Origin of the sequence: Amycolatopsis sp. lyj-23, assembly GCF_046549135.1 — a bacterium.
Classification (GTDB): Bacteria; Actinomycetota; Actinomycetes; order Mycobacteriales; family Pseudonocardiaceae; genus Amycolatopsis.
This window is the reverse complement of the sequence record NZ_JAJPWN010000034.1, coordinates 1-16,799: the sequence shown is the minus strand read 5'-3', so window position 1 is coordinate 16,799 and position 16,799 is coordinate 1. Positions and strand designations below refer to the sequence as shown.

The following is a 16,799-nucleotide window of genomic DNA, read 5'->3' as shown; positions in this document are numbered from 1 at the left end:
TCAGCCGACGTCGCCGAGCCGCTCGCGCAGCCGCTGCGCCCACGGGACGGGCGGTGGGAGCATCGCGGGCGCCAAGGAGGTCTCAGCCAATGGCTTCCCCCGGGCAGCGGCCCCAAGGTCCTTGCCGGTGAACGCCGGTTTCCGCCCAGCGGCCGGCGGAGTCACACCGGCGATCTCGGCACCGAGGTACGTCGACGCTGCCGGCTTATGCTCGCCTGAACGGTTGCCGAGTGCGGTGAGCACTGTGGTGGCGGCGTGCCACGCGGGCAGCGCGCCGGTTGCGGTGCCGAGATTCCCGGCGTAGGCCGTAGCGTAAGTCTTCGCCACTTCGGCCCGGCGGGCCAGCGCGGCCTTGGCCATACCGGCCTTGGCGGTGAGCGCCGTCTGCGCACGCTGAGCCGCTTGCGGCCACGAGACCGGCGCCCCCACGGTGTACTTGAGCACCTGTCCCCCGGCTTGCCCACCGGCGCGGCCCGCGGTGACCAGGCGCTCCTTCAGTCGCCCGACCGGCGCGAAGGTCTCCGCGAACGCCGACGTCCCGGCTTTGACCGTCCGGGCAAGCCGATCCGGACCTGCGGGGACGACCGGCGCCGGCAACGCCTTCGGGGCGTGGCGCGGTCGGCCGAGCTGCTGCAGCCGGGAGCTGATCTGGCCGCGGACCCGTTGCAAGTTCGCCGCGAGGCGTTTGCGGAACAGGAAGCCCGAGAAGACGACGAGGTCGATGACGGCGAACCGGACCAGCTGCGGGCCGAGGTCGGCCAGCATGAGCGTGCGCAGCAGCACGGTCATGACCGCGAGGAAGACCATGCCGGCCAGCAGCCGGGCGATCGTGGCGGCGATCGAGCTGACCCGGTACGCGAGCTGGTGTTGCATCGATGGCACCAGAGCCGCGACCAACGCGAGCGCGAGCAGCAGCCCTTCGAACAGCAGCAGGTACGGGGCCAGAACCTGCACGGTGTTCAGGCAGATCACCAGGATCGCGAACAAGATCATCGCGACCGCGTACAGCCAGGCTCCGAGTGAACGGTCACCGTCGGCGACCTCGTTGTACTTGCCGTAGTCGCCAGGGCAACCGTCGAGTTCGCGGGCCCTGGTGCTGTCGTCCTTGCCCGACCAGGGCCCATCGTCGAGGACCTTCTTGACGGAGTACTGGCAGGCGCCGGCGATGCCTTTGACGCGACTGATGGGTGCGCCGTAGTTGAGCGTCTCCCACGGTGTGACCAGCAGGTTGTCGATGAACGCCTGGCCGATCGGCGCGGCCGGGTTCCCGGTGCCGCCGGGCTCCTGGCCCATGATGACGCTGGAGACGTCGGCGGCGAGGTCGCGGGAGAGGGACAGCACGCCGTCGTCGCCGATGAGGACGTCGACGGGATGGGTGAGGATCGCGACGGCGAGGACGTTGACCGCGATGGTGGACGCGGTCTCCCGCCACGCTCGGGTGGTGAGGCCGCGGGCGAACAGCAGGCCGAGGTAGCAGGTGGCGATGAGCATCGCGATCTGGCGCAGCTTCAGGTCGCCGAGGACCGAGGTCTGCCAGATGCCTTCGAGGTCGTGGGCCGGTGCTTTGATCCAGTCGAAGACCTGGGTGGAGGCGGCCCATTCGGTGAACCAGACGGAGAAGCCGACTGCGTACTTGCCGACGGCGAAACCGATGTTGCCCAGCCACAGCCAGATCGTCGGCATCGGGTTGTCGAGCAGGCCGGGCAGGTTGGCGAAGAGGTCGTAGTTGTGCAGGTCACGGCCGTAGCCGTCGTCGATGCTGAAGATGCCGCCAAGGTGGACGTGGTGGCCGGGGTCGTCCTGCAGCGGGAGTGGCGGCGCGTCCGGATCCGGCTTCGGTGGCGGCTGTTCGCCAGGAACCCAGAGGCACGTCGGATACGGCTCGCACGGGTTCTGTGGCGTCTGGCCACTCGCTGCCTGTGGCGCAAGAAGTCCGATGAGGACAATCGCAGCAGCGACAGCGAGTGCACGAGTTACGCCCCAGCTCAGCCTCATCACGCCCTCCTGCACGTCTCTGTGAGACAGGGCTCAGGGGGCCGGGTTCAATGCGCCCGATGACCTCGGGATACGTCCGGCGTGGTCAGAACGGCCTCCGGCAGGGTGCGGTACGGCTGAGTCATGACCTTGACCTTGCCGATCCGCCCACTGTGGTCCCGCACGAGAAACTCCCCCGCGCGAGCCTGCCGTTCCTCCTCGCCACCGGCCGGGTTGAGCGGCGAGAGGTCCTTGGTGACGAGTTCGTGGTAGCGACCGTCCGTCGGATCGACGCCGAGCCAGGCCAGGCTGGCGCGGGCGAGGCCGTCGTCGCGGTGGCGGCCGAGGAACCGCACCGCGATCAGGCCGCGCAGGACGTCGTCGCCGAGATCTTTCGGGGCGTGCGAGCCGAACGCGGCGTCGGCACCGTGCTTGCGGCCGTCGCGGACGAACTCGAGGGCGATCTGCTGGCCTTCGGGGGTGCCGGTGACGTTGTAGGCCTCGTCGCAGATGAACTCGCCCCACCGGCCCGGGGTGAAGCAGATCTCCTTGGCGATCGCGGCGATGAGCAGGTGGAAGGCGCGGCCGAAGAGCTTGCGTGGCGGGACCCGGGCCGCCATCCGCTCGTTGCTCATCTCCAGCGCGCTGGGTAGCGGAATCTCGTTGGTGCAGAACACGACCATGTCCGCGCCGAACAGATCGACCGGTGCAAGGTCGGGATCGAAGATGGGGCGGGTGATCGGGTCGCGCCGCAGCCGATCGAGCCGGTCGGCCAGCGCACGGGCCGCCGGGTCGCGGGCGCCATGTTTTCGCAGTGTGTCGACAAGTCGGTTGCTGGATGCCTCAGGGTGGCCGCTGACGGCGTCGAGACCGTGGCCGAGCGCGTCTCGCTCGGCCGAGTTGGATTCCAGGTCGAGCCAGGAGGCGAAGAAGGTCTCGGCGATGCCGGTGCTCGAGCGGCTGGTGCTGTGGAAGACGCGCAGCGGGTCGCACGAGTGCCGCAGCTCGGCCGAGACGGGCCGGTCGTCGAGGCTGGGATCGATGATGTCGACGATCTGCGCGTCACCGGGCAGCGCGGCCGCGACGGGTACCCATTCACGGCTGCGGGTCCGGTCGATGACGATCACCCGCCCGTCGAGCATCAGCCGCACAACCGCGGCGACGTTCTTCAGGATCACCGACTTGCCGGCCCCGAGCTCGCCGATGACCGCGATCCCGCCGGAGGAGTCGTGGGTGGGCCCATAGGTCGGGTCGAGCAGGAACGGGGTGATGGCGCCACCGTCCACCGTCAGCCCGAACAGCGCCCCGGCGGGGTCGCCGAAGTCGGTCGCCGACACCGGCAGCAGCATCGCAGCGTCGGTGGCGAGAAGGTTCTGGCTACACTCGCGCACCACCATCGGCGTCCGACTCCCCGGCAGCAGCGACTGGTAGAGCTGGCGTTGTCCCCCAAGCGGCCGTTCCCACCGGTACTCCCCGCCCAGGAACGCCTGCCGGAGCGCCTTCGCGCGTGCGTCGGCGTCACGGGCGGTCTCGCCCCAGACGCAGGCGACGACGCCTACCTCGAGATCGATCTCTGTCGAACTGGCGCCGAGGCGGGCGTTCTTGTGCTGGATCTCCTCCTGCGCCGAGATCACATCGGCCGGGACTCCGGCGGTGTCGCCGGCGTGCTCCTCGTCCTGGCTCATCAGGTCCCGAGTCCGGCGGCGGTTGGCGGCGCGGGCGTCCTCGTTCGAGCCGGCGGTGATCCGCAACGCGTAGTCGACACCGAACCCGATGTCAGCCAGCCGGGCCAGGATCTCGTGCCCGGGGAACGTGAACGCCCGCGGCATCTCCGCCAGCACGAGGAAGGCCTGGTAGCTAGCAACCAAGCCGTCGTCGCCCGGAGTCACGCACTTGAGGAATCGGCGGTTCAGGAGCCCAAGTGGCCCCCAGCCCTGCCGGTCCTCGGCCGGGTCCGTGCGGCCGCCTTCGTCGAACACGCAGCCGCGCTGCATCGCCAGCCGGGCGCGTCCGCTCCCCCGGCGCACGACCAGACCGGTGTTATGGACGGTGTCGATCCCGTCGAGCTGCGGTTCGTTCACCCCGCGGACCGGGGCTCGACAGAGCCACCACAGCAGCTCCGCCTCCGTCGCCGGCCGGAACGGAACTGCCCCGCCGAGCTCCTGGGCCGCAACCCGCGCCCGCTCCCGACCAGCCGCCACCGCCGCAGCCGACGCGGGCCGGGCAGGTACGCCGAGCAGTTCGCCGACCGCGGTGGCCGTCGCGCGCGCCGTCGCCTGCACGGCGTCTTTCCAGCCGTGCCCGGCCAGGGGTTTGGCGAGCCAGAAGCTGCGGCCGAGCACGTCGAGGGTGTCGAGCTGGTCCCAGGCGTTGTGGACGGTCTCCGCCCAGTGCGGGTTCGCGTCCAGATCGATCCCGTCGAGGCAGCGCCGGACGATCGCGTGGGCCTGGACCTGCTCGCACAGCGACGCGATCATCACCTCACCGCGAAGCGACTTCATCAGCGTCACCGTGCGGTCGTACAGCTCCCGCAGCTGCCGGCCAGTCGAACGGGCACTCTCGTACGGAAGCACCCGCCACACCGCCCAGACCGAGCCGTCGACGCAGAACAGCAGATTGCCCGCCACATCGGTCACCGGAAAGTCCATCACCGCTCCCGAGCCTGGGCCAGCACCTGCTGCAGCGACGAGGCTGGTAGCGCGGACTCCGGAACGTCGCCCCGCACGTGCACATACAGCGAGCCGCGGTTGCGCTCTGGCCGCGCGGGCCGATACGGACGGCGGCCGAGCATGCCGGCCGAGGGCGCAAGCAGGTGCGAGCCGAGGCCAGCGAGCCACCCGAGCGGAGTCCGGGACTCGATCCGGGCACGCCGGAGGAACACCGCCGACAGCGGCAACCCCCAGCGGACCGGGCCCAGCCAGTTCAGAAGCGGCAGCTTCCACACCACCACCAGCAGGATCAGGAAGAGCGTGCCCTGAGTCAGGGTGTACGGACCGCCGGGCAGGTAGCCGCCGTCGCGCCCGGGCATTCGGCCGAACATCCGCGGGAACCGGCGCGAGCGGGTGTAGGACCGGCCGACCAGGACGTCACCGCGGCCCTTCGGCGTGGTCAATGGGTGAACCAGGCGCCGAACATGCCGGCGACCGCGTCGAGGTTGAGCAGGATGCCAAGGAAGATCGCCGCAATCACGCCGTACTTGATCGCCCGGGTGAAATTCCCCCGCGTACCGATGAGCAGCCCGATGCCGCCGACGAGCGCCGCCAGCAGGATCAGGCGGCGGACGGACTGGTCACCCCAGGCCAGGTTGTTGTCGATCCAGGACTTCACGTCCGCGGCCAGCACGATCATCGGACTTCTCCCCTGCTTACCGGCCCGCCAGTAGCGGCGCCGGATCGATGCGGTTGATCTCCCATCGGCCGGCCCGTGCGGCCAAGGTCAGCGCGTAGTCGACCGGCGTGCCCTGCCCGGTGGCGTCCCATCCCCAGGCATGGGTAAAGCTGTGGATGACCGTCCCGTCGACTGGCCGGGCCGCTTGGCCAGGCTCGAACCTCTCGTGCGTGCGCACCTCGGTGACCTGCACCGCCGTGTACGGCGCCGGCCGCGGCAAAGCCAGGCTTGTCCCGGGGCTGACGAAGCGGTCGAGCTGGCCTTGCCCCGCCAGGTAGGCGGTCAAAAACCCGGTGACCGACTGCCCGACCGGCCCGCCAGGATCAGCGACCTCGTCGTAAGCCAGTTCGACGGCGGAACTGGTGCCAGGGCAAGCCACGAGCGTGGGCAGGGCCGCGGCGACATAGGCGACGCCCGTGCCAGTTATCGCCACCTGAGCACACAGCAGCGTCGCCGTGCGCTTGCCGTCGGGCTGCAGCACGAGCACGTCGGCGACCACCACGACCGACCACATCCCCTCCACCGGTGAGACCGCCGATATCACGGCGGTGTCGACCGGAACCTGCGTCCCGACGGCCCGCTGCGACTTCATCCCGGACGGGTAGAAGGTCTCGAGACCAGCCGGGTCGTCTCGGGTTTCCGAGAGCCAGGAGCGCACGTACATCTCCGCCCAACCCTCCGGCGAGGTAGAGGACGCGGGTGCGCCGCCGTCCCGCATCGACGGCGCACCCGCTGGCTGGAGAACGATCAACCCGGCGATAGTCAGCAGTGGGCTGGCCAGCACGGCCATCCACGCCACCCACCGGCCGACGCGGCGGGTCGCACCCCGCAGCGCAGGTTCGACGTCCGCGTCGGGCAGCAGCTTCACCAGCGGGCTGCAGCCCGCACCACTGCGGTCGTGACGACGGAACACGACTCGACCTCCCTGTGCGTGACCTCCGGGGTGTTGCTCAGAGGCACGCAGGTCGGCCCACTGGTGTGATTCAGCCGGCCCAGGGCAGGTCATGGCCGCGAAACTCCGTCGCGGCCTCGGCCAGCTGCTCGAACGCCCGTCGGCGGTGCCGGGTGATCGTGGGCTGGCTCAGCCCGATCAGCGCGCCGATCTGCCGATCCGTGGCGACGCCGTCCCGACCGAGCGGGCCATCGAAGTAACGGGTGGTTAAGATGGTGGCGGAGTGCTCGTCGAGCCGCTCCTCCTCCACCGCCCACGCCAGCAGCTCGAGCAGTTCCTCCGACGCATCGGGCTCGGCCGGGACGGCCGCCAAAGGCCGGTAGACCTCGTCGTCCATGCTGACCACGTCCGCGGCGGCCTGGCCGTGGTCGACGCCGAAGTCCCGCTGCGCGGCTCGCTGTGTCTCGCGCACCAGGTTTGCCGCGACGTGATGCCGCCGCCGAAGCGGGTAGCACCGGGTCTGCTCCCAGAGGTGTCCGATCACCGACGCCTGGATGTCACGGCTGTCTTCCGAGGCCGAGACGCCACCGCCGGTCACGCCACGCCGGACGCCGACCGCGCCGGCGGCTGCGCGAGCTGCCCGGACGACCCGGCCGACGATGCCCGGAACAGCCGGCAGCAGCGAGTTCACGACGATCTCGGTGGCGACGACACCCGAGCTTGCCGGTTCCGCCGCCCGGACCAGGAGTGCGTGAAGCACTTCATCGTGGCGGCCGTAGTCTCGGGTGGTCAGGATGGCAACGAGGTCTTCGTGGGATGCAGTGTCCGAAAGCGCGGTCTCCTCGGCGGCCCAGCCACGGAGAGCCTGATCGAATCGCGCTACACTCCGGGGGTCGCTGAACTCCTTCTGCAACATGGTCAACGGGCTGTTCTTAGTGGACCGGCCGCTCATAGCGCCAGCTCCTTCGCTCGGATGACAGGATCCGAGCCAGCGTCTGAACCGGTGTTCGCGCCATTCCTGGCCCGCGGACTTGCCCTGCCGCGGGGCAAGTCAAGATCACCCGAATGGGTAACTGCACCTCGCTTCGGATTCAGCTCGCGTAGCAGTGACCCGTGATCAGCGAAAACTCCGCGACGTTCGAGGAAGGCCCCGGTACCGTGTCGGAGGTGTCCGGTACTGCACAAGAAGGCCTGCAATTCGACCTCTCCCCGAAGCGGATCGGCGAACTCATCACGCTGGCGGACAACGCCGCTGCCGCGGCCAGCACCGGGTGGCACGAGGTGTCGACCTCATTGCAGTCCGGCCGGGACGCCGCTGACATCGACGCCATCGCGGTCGCCTTCGACTATCGGATGACGGAGGCCGGGGAAGCCGGCGAGTCGGTGTTCGCTTCGGCGTGGACGCTGGGCGGGAAGACCTATCCGGCGCCGCTCGGCACGCTGCCGACGTCGGTCGCCGACCTCTGGGCGGCGGTCGCAGGTTCCTCCTCGACGTCCCCGGTACGCGCGCGCCTGAACGATCTCCTCTTCTCCCTCGGTCGGCAACCCCGGCACATCCACGCGGAACGAGCCTGCCTCGCATATTTGGAACTGAGCGCCGGAAACTGGATCCCGCTCTACCGAGCCCTCGCCTTGGTCCGTGCGCTCGACATCGCCCGCCAAATGAAGCGCGACGACTTGGCCCAGCGCACGATGACACAGATGATCACCGACGCCCGCGAGTACATCGAGGACGCCGAGTGGCATCCGGGAGTCCCGTTCCGGCTGATCGAGCGGCTGGTCGCCGAGAAGAACCCGCCCGAAGCTGTCGACGACCTCCTCGCCGCAGCGCGCACCCGCTACGCCGACGATCCGCACATCGAGGCGGACGTGGCCGCTCTGCAACGGCGTCGCGCGAAGGGCAACAAGGACGAACTCGATCGGATCGACCGCGAAATCGCCACGATCTGGACTGCGGCCGCCGAGACGACGTCGGGCCTGCGGAAGATGGATCACCTCACCAAGGCCATCGAATACTCCCGCAACCACGGGCATAACGACCTCGTCGCCCAGGCCACCAAGGCCCTGCAGGACATCGACAGTGACGAACTGGGGCTGCAAAGTCTCAGACGATCCGTCGAGATCCCCGGCGAGCAGATTCGCCGATGGGTGGACCACATCGCCGCCGAGGACGACTGGCGTGTTTGCCTGCAGCGGTTCTCTCACGGAGGCATCGGCGTCCCACCCAGCGGGCTCACGGACGAAAACCGTGCGCAGGTGGAGGTCCTCAAGCAGCAAGCGCCGCTATTTTCGATGATTCCCCGGGTGATGCTCGGCGGCGACGGGCTCCCCCGCTGGCGGCCGCAGAACGACGACGAGCGGGAGCTGCAGAAGCTCGCCTTTGTCGAGTCCTCCACCATGAATTTCACTGCCCCGATCTTCGCCCAGGCACTCGTCGAGATCGGGACCAATCACAGCCCCAGCCGTGAAGAGCTCCAGGACTTCTTCGTCGCCGAGAATCCCTCCATCTCCACAGAGATCGCGCGTGTGCTGGCCGACTGCTTGTTGCGCTACTGGTCGGGGGACGACGAAGCCTGCGTCTACCTGCTGGCGCCGAAGATCGAGACGATGTTGCGCAACCTCGCCCGGCGCTTGGACGAGCCGGTCTACCAGACCCAGCGCAACACCACGCCCGGAAAGTACGTCGGCGTCGGCGTTCTCTTGCAGATCCTCGGGAAGCGTGGACTTGACGAGTCCTGGGGACGGTACCTCGCGATGCTGCTATCCAGCCCGATGGGGTGGAACGCCCGGAACGAGTTGGCCCACGGCTTCTTCGAAGGCGTACCCCGCCCCCTGGCCGCCCTGCTCGTCCAGGCTGCCCTGTATGTCGCGACGCTTCAGCCGGGTGCAGAGGAACCCGCTCCGGACGAGGGCCGGGCGCTATGACCAATGGAGACAGGCTCGAGAGATCCTCTTTCAGAATCGGTTGGCACAGCGCGTTTGACAGGCCTGCTAGTTGTATGAGGTCATGACGTTAGCGGCGCTGGCGCGGAGCCGAGACCATCGACACATTTAACCAGTCCAGATCACTCCATACAGGTGGTCAGGGTTGTGTTGCGGAGCCGTCGGGCGCCTTGGCCACGACTTCAATCGAACTCCCGACCATCGCAGCAAACTCACAGTCAGACACACAGTCTACAGCTGCGGCGACAGTCATTTCCCCGGGATAAGCTGCATAATGCTGAGGACCGACTCCGCCGATCCGCGGACTTCCCGAGATGAGACCAACCAATTGAAGTACTTCGTGCGCCGCGACTGACAAACTGAAGGCGAACACATTGCGCCGGTTGTAGCGTTCGCGGTCAGACTCGCTGAGGCCCTTCAGGTAGTCTGGATCATCGAGAAGCCCGTCACGGTCGAGGCCTGCGTCACTCCGTCGCAGCGCGTCCAAGCACACCAGGCAGGCACGGCCGGGTCCGACCGTGTGCACTCGCCAGTCGACGTGCAGCGGCCGACCCGCAGATGTGACTCTGGCCTGGATGCCGCCGTCGATCATGGGCACGAGATGGCTGTAGGACACGGTGTTGAGCAGCCATCGCGGCCAAGGACGGTCGACGCAGGAGATGATGACGTCGCAGTCCAGGACTGCTTCGATTCCTTCTCGCGTGGCCACGCTGATGGGCAAGGGGGTAACGGTCGCGATCTTGGCCGTGTGACTGTCTTTTGCCGCCGCGGCGGCAAGATCGACCTTCATCATCTGGGTTTCGGCATGGTGCCGCGTGGCGTGCAAGGTCCGGTCTAGGTTGCGGTTCTTGAGTACGTCATGGTCGATCAGAACGGCGTCGCTGATGCCGGTGCGCATGAGTGCTTCGGTCACGATGCTGCCGACGCTGCCGAGGCCGACGATGCCGACCCGGATCCGGGCAAGGTCGGCCTGAGTCTCATTGCCCCAGACGCTGGCGGTGGCCTGCTGGGACGGCACTGGAGCCGGGGGTGGAGCGAGACCTGGATGGAAACTCAGGGCGACATGCTGCGGACCGACCACGCGTACGCACTTTGCATCATGACGAGCGTAGGTGAAGGGCGCTCGACGGCCCCATAGCCGTGCACTCCATGTGCCATCCGTGCCCCAGGTCAGTCCTACCAGAGGCAGTCCGGTCGCGCCGGCGATGGCGGAAGCGAGCCGGTCGCGTTCGGCGATGACGTCGTCGACGCTCATGTCCTGCCATCCAGGCCCAAGGTGGGAGTGCAGCAGGGCGATACCGCTGCCTTTGGGCGTCTTCATCAAGACCCGGGTGAGGTAGTCGGCCGTGAAGGCAACATTCCCGTCGAGCAAGCGCTCCTGAGCATCCGGCAGTACCAGGTCCGTCAGCACGGCGGTGAACCGCCGCGTTCCCGTACTGGGCTTCCAATAGGCGAATGTAAGGTCTTCCTGCCTCCCTGGACGGTCAAAGTGCGCACGCAGGCCTGCGTCGAGCCGCCAGGTCATTGCAACCACCAGCTCCCGTGTTGCGAGGTAGTGCTCCTGGTGAAACTCCGGCATCTCACACCTCCGACAGGACGGTCAACACATGTGCCCAGACGCGCTGAGGGCTGGGCGACCGGTCGAACCGGCGTGACCAGTACTGCCAGTCCGGCCCCAGGCCGCTCGCCTGGGTCTTGAGCGGACCGCTCGTGTCCATCGGCACTAACGCGGGGCGGGTATGTATAGCGGGCGGGCACATGTATGGCATGGTTCGGCACTTCGCGAGTGCGACGTCGCATGTCCGGCCGGCGAGCGAGCCCGCCGGAATAGTCAGTCTCCGTACGACGATGTAGGGCGCACCAGCGGTGTCCTGTGCGGTCTCGACTGAGTAGCCGAGACCGCACAGGTACTCCTCGAGCAGTTCGTCGGTCATCACGGTCAGGAGGTAGGGGTGGGGCCAAGGAAGGTCGCAGTGAACCGCTCTCCGTCGTGGATGGGCACTTCGGTCTCGTAGTCATCGAAGACGTGGTGTCCGTTGTCGCGAGTCAGGCGGTACTCCTCGGCCGGGGTGAATCCGGCATTCTCGAGGATCGCGCGCACCGTCAGCTTGGGCTCATCGGTCACGAACTGCTCACCGTTGACGAAGTACCCCCGCTCCTTGCGCCTTTTGCCAGCAGGCTCCTGCTGCGCCGAGTTTGCGTCGACCATGATCGCCTTCCCTCCGCTGTCGGGTAGGCAGCTACGCTCCGTACCCGAACACTTAAGTTGATCTCACACACTAAAGTAGATGCATGATCGACGAGTGTCAACTGTGGTGAATGACGTAGTACTATCGTGTACATGGGAGACGGGGAGCTCAGCCTTGGACAGACACTGAAGTCGATGCGGGAACTACGCGGAGGATCACTGAAGACGGTCGCCGACCACGCCGAGATCTCCGCGGCCTACCTGCAGAAACTGGAGCGGGACGAGGTCGTCACCCCGTCTCCTCACGTCCTCCATCGCCTGGCGGGCGTACTCGGGGCGGAGTACCTCGAACTGATGCGGCTAGCCGGCTACGTCGTCCCCGAGGCGCCTGGCACCGGCGGCACCCTCGCACAAGCGTTGAGTGCTCAGGACTTAACAGAGGATGAGGCCCGCGCACTGGCGACGTTTCTGAAGATGTATCGCAGCGGAGAGATCGGGTAACGACCATGGAGAGCCTGGAGTCGGCAGCAGACATCAACAAGCGGGTAGACCGCCTGCTCCGCGCCGCCGACGCCTACGGCCGCTTCCCCACTCCAGTCGAAGACATCGTCGCGGCGGCAAAGCTGGTGCAGGCCGACGGGTACGTCCTGGACGAGTCGATGATCAGTCAGGCACCCGCATACCTGCGTACTTTGCTGCGCAGCGCGAAGCAGAAGATTCAGGGGTTGGTCGACCGGCGAGAACGTGTCATCCACATCTCACCCGACATCGACCACGCGGGCAAACGCCGGTTTGTGGCCTTGCACGAGACGACCCACGACATCCTGCCGCATCAGCAGGACTTGCTGTACGCCGACGACACCGAGACCCTGGCCGCCGGCACTCGCCGTCTGTTCGAACGGGAAGCGAATCAAGGTGCAGCCGAACTGCTCTTTCAGCGGACCCGGTTCGAAAACGACGCCGCAGATATGGAGATCTCGAGCGGGGCGATCCGAGCACTGGCCGAACGCTACGGCTCGTCGTTGCACGCCGCAGTCCGCCGCTATGCCGAGACGCACCCCGGCCAGGTCGCCGCGATCGTGTTGAGTCGGACACCGACGACCAGCAATCCCCCGACTTGGGCGCGGCAGGAATGCATGGCTACACCTGGGTGGACAGCACAGTTCGGTCCGGCTCGATGGCCACGCCTCATGACCGCAACTGACTATCCTTTCCTGACAGCTCTGACTTTGCCCAGCCTAGGGCACGTGCAGCTTCCTGACATGAACGGCAACGCGATCATGGTGCAGGTTGACGCTTTTCAGACTCCCTACACCAGCTTTGTACTGTTGTGGAGTCCACAACGCCGACGCCTACTGCCTCGCCGCAAGATCTACGTTGCCGCGTGACCAAGTCACCGCTCAATGAGCCTGCTAGACGACGCGTACTCGACTCGGTCCCGCTGCGCAGAGACACACCACTCCGCGCGGACCAGTTTACCGAGAGTTCGAGATTGCTCTGCCCACTCGTGTCGTCATCGAATCTACGCGAGGCAGGAACTGTAGCTTCGGCTGAATCAAAACTCGCCGCGTTAGCCATCTCGCCGTCGAGGTGTCGCTTTGGCCACAGCTGCCAGATCGTGTCCACTCGTTCGCCCCGCGCGCTTGTCCGCCCCGGTTGGACGCTTCTCCCAGGCCGTCACCTTGCTAGCGGCCGCAGCGATACCTCGCAGCACACTAGTTGGCTCAGCGCGAACAGGCTGTCGCGGACGAGGGTTGCTTACGGCCGCAAGCTTGGCCGGTCGTCCGGCCTTGCGTTCCCAGACGGAATCGAACCACTCGATCGAGCTCCGTGCCCACAGCGGGCCAGTTGCCACTCGCGCAATGTGCTGAGGAAATCGAGGGTTCGAGGTCGCCAGCTGATGCACCCGCTGACGGCTTACACCGAGGATTTCCGCAACGTCTGCAGCACTCGCAAGTTCAGGCACACTTGGCCTGAGAGCTTCAGCCTCGTACGCGTCCAGAGTCATGTAGCGCACGTCAGCCGGCACGGCATCTTCACAACCACCAACATCACGAACCAGCTTCAGAGACCAATCGATCGCAGCGCTGATCTCATGACCTCCACCATCACTGACGTCCACATCCATCGTGACGACGACACCTGACTCAAGCTCTCGACGCGCAACCGTCGCGTCACGCTCGTCAGCAGCATCGGCCATCTTCTCGAGAGCAGTGTCAGACACCGTCTCTTCGGTGGCGAGCACCACTCGAATGACCCACTCGTTCGTCATCATTGGCCCTCCTTTCGACGCTGTGCACGCAACTCAGACCGCGACGGCGCCGGCCAAGGCAGACCGTGCTTGCGCACGGCCGTCACGACGTCCAGATATCTCCGACGAGACCGACCGGGTGTCTTCGGGTAGCGAACGACATAGGTTCCGTCCGGCGCATAGAAGCGACGGTAGCCGCTGGCGTCTACCTCTATAGCCCAACCCTGCGACTCCGCCCACTTGATGAGCTTGTCGATGTCGTCAGCCATCATGCCTCTTTCTCTTGCTCGGTGTCAAGAGTTACCAAAACTCTAGACGATGTCAAGAGTTTTGTTGGTCTCCACCACACGGCAGCGACGATCTCACCGTCCTGCGTGACACCGTTCAGCTCGCAGCTCCAAGCCACCATTTCATCTCACCGCACGTAGTCGCGTCCGCGACAATCACTGTTACTCAGCGTGCCAACCCGGCTAGCACGGTGGTCACCATCAGAGTACCGAGAGTGACCGACGATCAGGGTGGTCTCGGAACCTTCTTTGCCCCGAGAGCCCATCCGTATGCCTCACTAGCAGCGCCGCCGGTCTCTCGAAAGCCGGTCTCGCGAGACCGATGCTTCAACGGGCCGTTCGTCAGCTCGACCGCGAGCAGCAGGATCAGTGTTCGACACACTGCAACTGTGAAGCCCGCGGTGCCCGCCGGACAAGATCGGCCGCGAGGCCATCGAGCTGCTCGTCGCGACCGGAGTACCCCTTCCTGATGGCACCCGATATCGGCTGGCCGAGCAGTCGGCCTCTGCGGCCGAACGCTTCCGCCCTTCCTACTGGCTACCACCCGAGCAAGCCGCGACCCCTCCCTACTACTGCTGGGTCGCCGCGGATCTCACTCCCATCGGAGCGTGGGGTCACCCCGCGCGATCAGCGACCTCGCCGAAGAACTGCTCATCCCTACCCATGACGTCCCGGACTGCTTGCCTACGCCACGACCCGGGTACGTCGAACCGGTCGATGGTGGGATCGTGGCGCGACCACGTTCCCCACTTCGCTCATCGCCGGTACCTGTGGCCGTCCCGCCGCGGACGGTCCGGGCGGCGAACCCAACCACGTTCCCGGCGCACTCCACGAGCCGGGGTCATCTTGGCGGAAAACGGCGAAGTCTCAGCGAGAGATCACCCGATCCTCCGTCAGCCGGCTGCCCGCTCCCTGGCTGGCGACGTCGATCCGGACGCCAACCGAGAGTCACCCCCAACACCGTCACCAACCTCCAAGTAGAGAGCGCTGCAGTGGCTCGTCCTAGGTCACTCGAGAGGCGTGTTCTTCGCAGCGACCTCCGTGTGGCTTCAAAGCAAGAGGTAGGCAGCTTTCGGCTGGGCGCAGGCGCCGCCCGCCGGAAGCTTCACCCGATTGGGTGTTCTGCTTTCGGAGATTCGGGAGTTACGTTCGGTAGTCATGATCGGCGAGGAGGGCCGATGACCCAGATGTCGATATTCGGGCAGCCGGACGAACTCCCGAAGAAACCCGACGGCGACCTGGCCGTCACCTTGAATGTCCTGATCACCGTCAAGGCGGCACCGAATCCGTCCGAGAAGTACGGAGAGACCGTCTGCGTCGCCGGACTAAGCATCGATCCCTGTCGTCCGGGGTGGGTGCGCCTGTACCCGATCAACTTCCGCGAACTCGGGGGCAACGAAACCTTCAAGAAGTACGACATCGTCTCGGTCAAGGCCGTTCCGGCGCGACAAGACAGCCGACGGGAAAGCTGGCGTCCGCAGATGCATACGCTGAAAGTCACCGGACACCTCACCCCCTGGACGCCTCGGCGCCGATGGCTGGACCCGGCGATCAGCACCGACACGACGATGTGCAGCCTGCACCGCGGAGCGACCATGGCCAGCCAGTCGCTCGCCTTGATCCGACCACGACGGATCACCGACCTGCGCGTAACCCGCCATGCCGGGTGGACCAAAGAACAGCAAGCTAAGATCAACGACTACGTCAGCCAGTTCAGTCTCTTCGACAACGAAGACCGCACCCCGCTGCGCGCGCCGCGATTCGCCGGCACCTACCACTACCAGTGCGCTGAACCTGACTGCGGAGGCCACAAGCAGGGCTTCATCGACTGGGAGTTCGTCGCCTTCCAACTCCTGCGCCTACGTGGCATGGACGACGACAGCGCGGCCAAGCACCTGCGCCGACGCTTCCTGGACGAAATCTGCGGGCCCGGCCACGACGTCGCCTTCTACGTCGGCAACATCGCCGCCCACCCTCGTACCTTCAGCGTCCTCGGCGTCTACTACCCGCCCCGTGCGAAGTCAGCTCCGCGGTAGCCGACCAGCGATCTCCTCGAGGACCACATCTCGATGGCATCGCCGCTGGTCAGCCTCGAAGCACAGAACGGCGAGACACTCCTTCACCGCGAGCTGGGCCAAGTCGTCGAGGCTTTGCTGAGCCTCGTCGGTATCGAGCGTCGCGATATACCGCGCCTTGGCTTCGGCCATCTCCGATTCCGAACCAGCAAATCCGGCGCGGTTGGTCTTCGGGTTGCCGAGTTCCCGACGGTGATCGTATTGGATTCCGGCCTCGAACAGGGCGTCCCGCAGGGCTGTCTTGCTGAACCCGCGCTTGCGCGAGATCGGCGTCAGCCGTACGTCTACGAGCCTGGTGACACCCCGGTGGACCAGCGCCGCAACAAAGTCCCGGATCTCCTGCCCTTCGTAGCCGACACCGATCGCGCCGTCACGAACACCCGCCGCATCCACCCTCCTCATGCCGACACCCTTTCATGGCGGCTCTCCCGCCGCCCCTTCGCCCTCTCCTCGTCTCCGTGCGAAGCACTGGTGGCAGCACTCGAAGCTGGCGGGCCAGAGGAGGATTCATCGAAGCAGCAGCCCCGCCAGGCCCGTGACCTGCAATGCGCCATCGTCGCAGCACCCGACGGCCGTAGTTGTTCGTTCCAGCGACGCGATCAAGGTCTGCTCCGGTCGGAGTACGTCCCGCAGCTTGCTCCTCGAGATAGAAAGCCCGCATTCGCTGCTCGGCAGGGGTCTATCCCGTGATCGGTGTTTCCGGCGTTGTTGATCAGTAGGTTTCGGCTCCCGGCCAGCGGTCACCGAAGGTGATGGCGAACGCGTTGATCACTGGCTTCCAGCGCATCGTCCATCGGGCGCG

At 66.4% G+C, this 16,799-nt stretch carries 15 protein-coding genes; 4 read left to right on the top strand and 11 right to left on the bottom strand.

Features of this window, described 5'->3' with window-relative positions; all coding sequences use genetic code 11:
• From ACLJPY_RS48980 to ACLJPY_RS48955, 6 genes are all read right to left on the bottom strand, one after another.
• On the bottom strand, positions 1 to 1,995 hold the full coding sequence (locus ACLJPY_RS48980) for a hypothetical protein (RefSeq protein WP_410597880.1): 1,995 nt from the start codon (positions 1,993 to 1,995) through the stop codon (positions 1 to 3).
• Positions 1,996 to 2,042: 47 nt separating this feature from the next.
• Complete coding sequence (locus ACLJPY_RS48975) at positions 2,043 to 4,622, bottom strand: ATP-binding protein (RefSeq protein WP_410597879.1); 2,580 nt, start codon at positions 4,620 to 4,622, stop codon at positions 2,043 to 2,045.
• Positions 4,622 to 5,086 carry a hypothetical protein gene (locus tag ACLJPY_RS48970; RefSeq protein WP_410597878.1) on the bottom strand — a complete coding sequence of 155 codons (465 nt, stop codon included), beginning with the start codon at positions 5,084 to 5,086 and terminating at the stop codon, positions 4,622 to 4,624. Before ACLJPY_RS48970 ends, ACLJPY_RS48975 begins: the two co-directional genes overlap by 1 nt.
• A complete protein-coding gene (locus ACLJPY_RS48965) occupies positions 5,083 to 5,322 on the bottom strand; it encodes a hypothetical protein (protein ID WP_410597877.1) in 240 nt (79 codons plus the stop codon). The genes ACLJPY_RS48970 and ACLJPY_RS48965 overlap by 4 nt, the downstream gene beginning before the upstream one ends.
• A 16-nt stretch (positions 5,323 to 5,338) precedes the next feature.
• Complete coding sequence (locus ACLJPY_RS48960) at positions 5,339 to 6,229, bottom strand: conjugal transfer protein (RefSeq protein WP_410597876.1); 891 nt, start codon at positions 6,227 to 6,229, stop codon at positions 5,339 to 5,341.
• Between the two features lie 115 nt (positions 6,230 to 6,344).
• Positions 6,345 to 7,205, bottom strand: coding sequence for a hypothetical protein (locus ACLJPY_RS48955; protein WP_410597875.1), 861 nt, complete (start codon positions 7,203 to 7,205; stop codon positions 6,345 to 6,347).
• A 161-nt stretch (positions 7,206 to 7,366) separates the two neighbouring features.
• On the opposite strand from ACLJPY_RS48955, the gene ACLJPY_RS48950 reads away from it, so the two are divergent.
• Complete coding sequence (locus tag ACLJPY_RS48950; RefSeq protein WP_410597874.1) at positions 7,367 to 9,178, top strand: DUF4209 domain-containing protein; 1,812 nt, start codon at positions 7,367 to 7,369, stop codon at positions 9,176 to 9,178.
• Positions 9,179 to 9,335: 157 nt separating this feature from the next.
• On the opposite strand, the gene ACLJPY_RS48945 is transcribed toward ACLJPY_RS48950, so the two are convergent.
• Genes ACLJPY_RS48945 through ACLJPY_RS48935 form a run of 3 tightly spaced genes read right to left on the bottom strand, consistent with a single transcriptional unit; the run spans position 9,336 to position 11,405 of the window.
• Positions 9,336 to 10,775 (bottom strand): ThiF family adenylyltransferase, encoded by a 1,440-nt coding sequence (locus ACLJPY_RS48945; protein ID WP_410597873.1) that lies wholly within the window; start codon positions 10,773 to 10,775, stop codon positions 9,336 to 9,338.
• A gap of 1 nt (position 10,776) precedes the next feature.
• The gene (locus ACLJPY_RS48940) at positions 10,777 to 11,130 is read right to left on the bottom strand and encodes a hypothetical protein (protein ID WP_410597872.1); all 354 of its coding nucleotides are present in this window, start codon (positions 11,128 to 11,130) and stop codon (positions 10,777 to 10,779) included.
• Between the two features lie 5 nt (positions 11,131 to 11,135).
• Positions 11,136 to 11,405 (bottom strand): hypothetical protein, encoded by a 270-nt coding sequence (locus tag ACLJPY_RS48935; protein ID WP_410597871.1) that lies wholly within the window; start codon positions 11,403 to 11,405, stop codon positions 11,136 to 11,138.
• A 132-nt stretch (positions 11,406 to 11,537) separates the two neighbouring features.
• On the opposite strand from ACLJPY_RS48935, the gene ACLJPY_RS48930 reads away from it, so the two are divergent.
• Positions 11,538 to 11,885 carry a helix-turn-helix domain-containing protein gene (locus ACLJPY_RS48930; RefSeq protein ID WP_410597870.1) on the top strand — a complete coding sequence of 116 codons (348 nt, stop codon included), beginning with the start codon at positions 11,538 to 11,540 and terminating at the stop codon, positions 11,883 to 11,885.
• A gap of 5 nt (positions 11,886 to 11,890) precedes the next feature.
• Positions 11,891 to 12,772: an ImmA/IrrE family metallo-endopeptidase gene (locus ACLJPY_RS48925; protein WP_410597869.1), complete on the top strand. Its 882-nt coding sequence runs from the start codon at positions 11,891 to 11,893 to the stop codon at positions 12,770 to 12,772.
• Positions 12,773 to 12,954: 182 nt separating this feature from the next.
• On the opposite strand, the gene ACLJPY_RS48920 is transcribed toward ACLJPY_RS48925, so the two are convergent.
• Positions 12,955 to 13,659, bottom strand: a complete 705-nt coding sequence (locus tag ACLJPY_RS48920) for a hypothetical protein (RefSeq protein WP_410597868.1) — start codon at positions 13,657 to 13,659, stop codon at positions 12,955 to 12,957.
• A gap of 1,441 nt (positions 13,660 to 15,100) precedes the next feature.
• Between ACLJPY_RS48920 and ACLJPY_RS48915 the strand changes: the two genes are divergently transcribed.
• A complete protein-coding gene (locus ACLJPY_RS48915; RefSeq protein ID WP_410597867.1) occupies positions 15,101 to 15,958 on the top strand; it encodes a hypothetical protein in 858 nt (285 codons plus the stop codon).
• Here ACLJPY_RS48915 and ACLJPY_RS48910 read toward each other — a convergent pair.
• On the bottom strand, positions 15,944 to 16,399 hold the full coding sequence (locus ACLJPY_RS48910; protein ID WP_410597866.1) for a DUF488 family protein: 456 nt from the start codon (positions 16,397 to 16,399) through the stop codon (positions 15,944 to 15,946). The two genes, ACLJPY_RS48915 and ACLJPY_RS48910, sit on opposite strands and share 15 nt — an antisense overlap.
• Between the last annotated feature and the right edge of the window lie 400 nt (positions 16,400 to 16,799).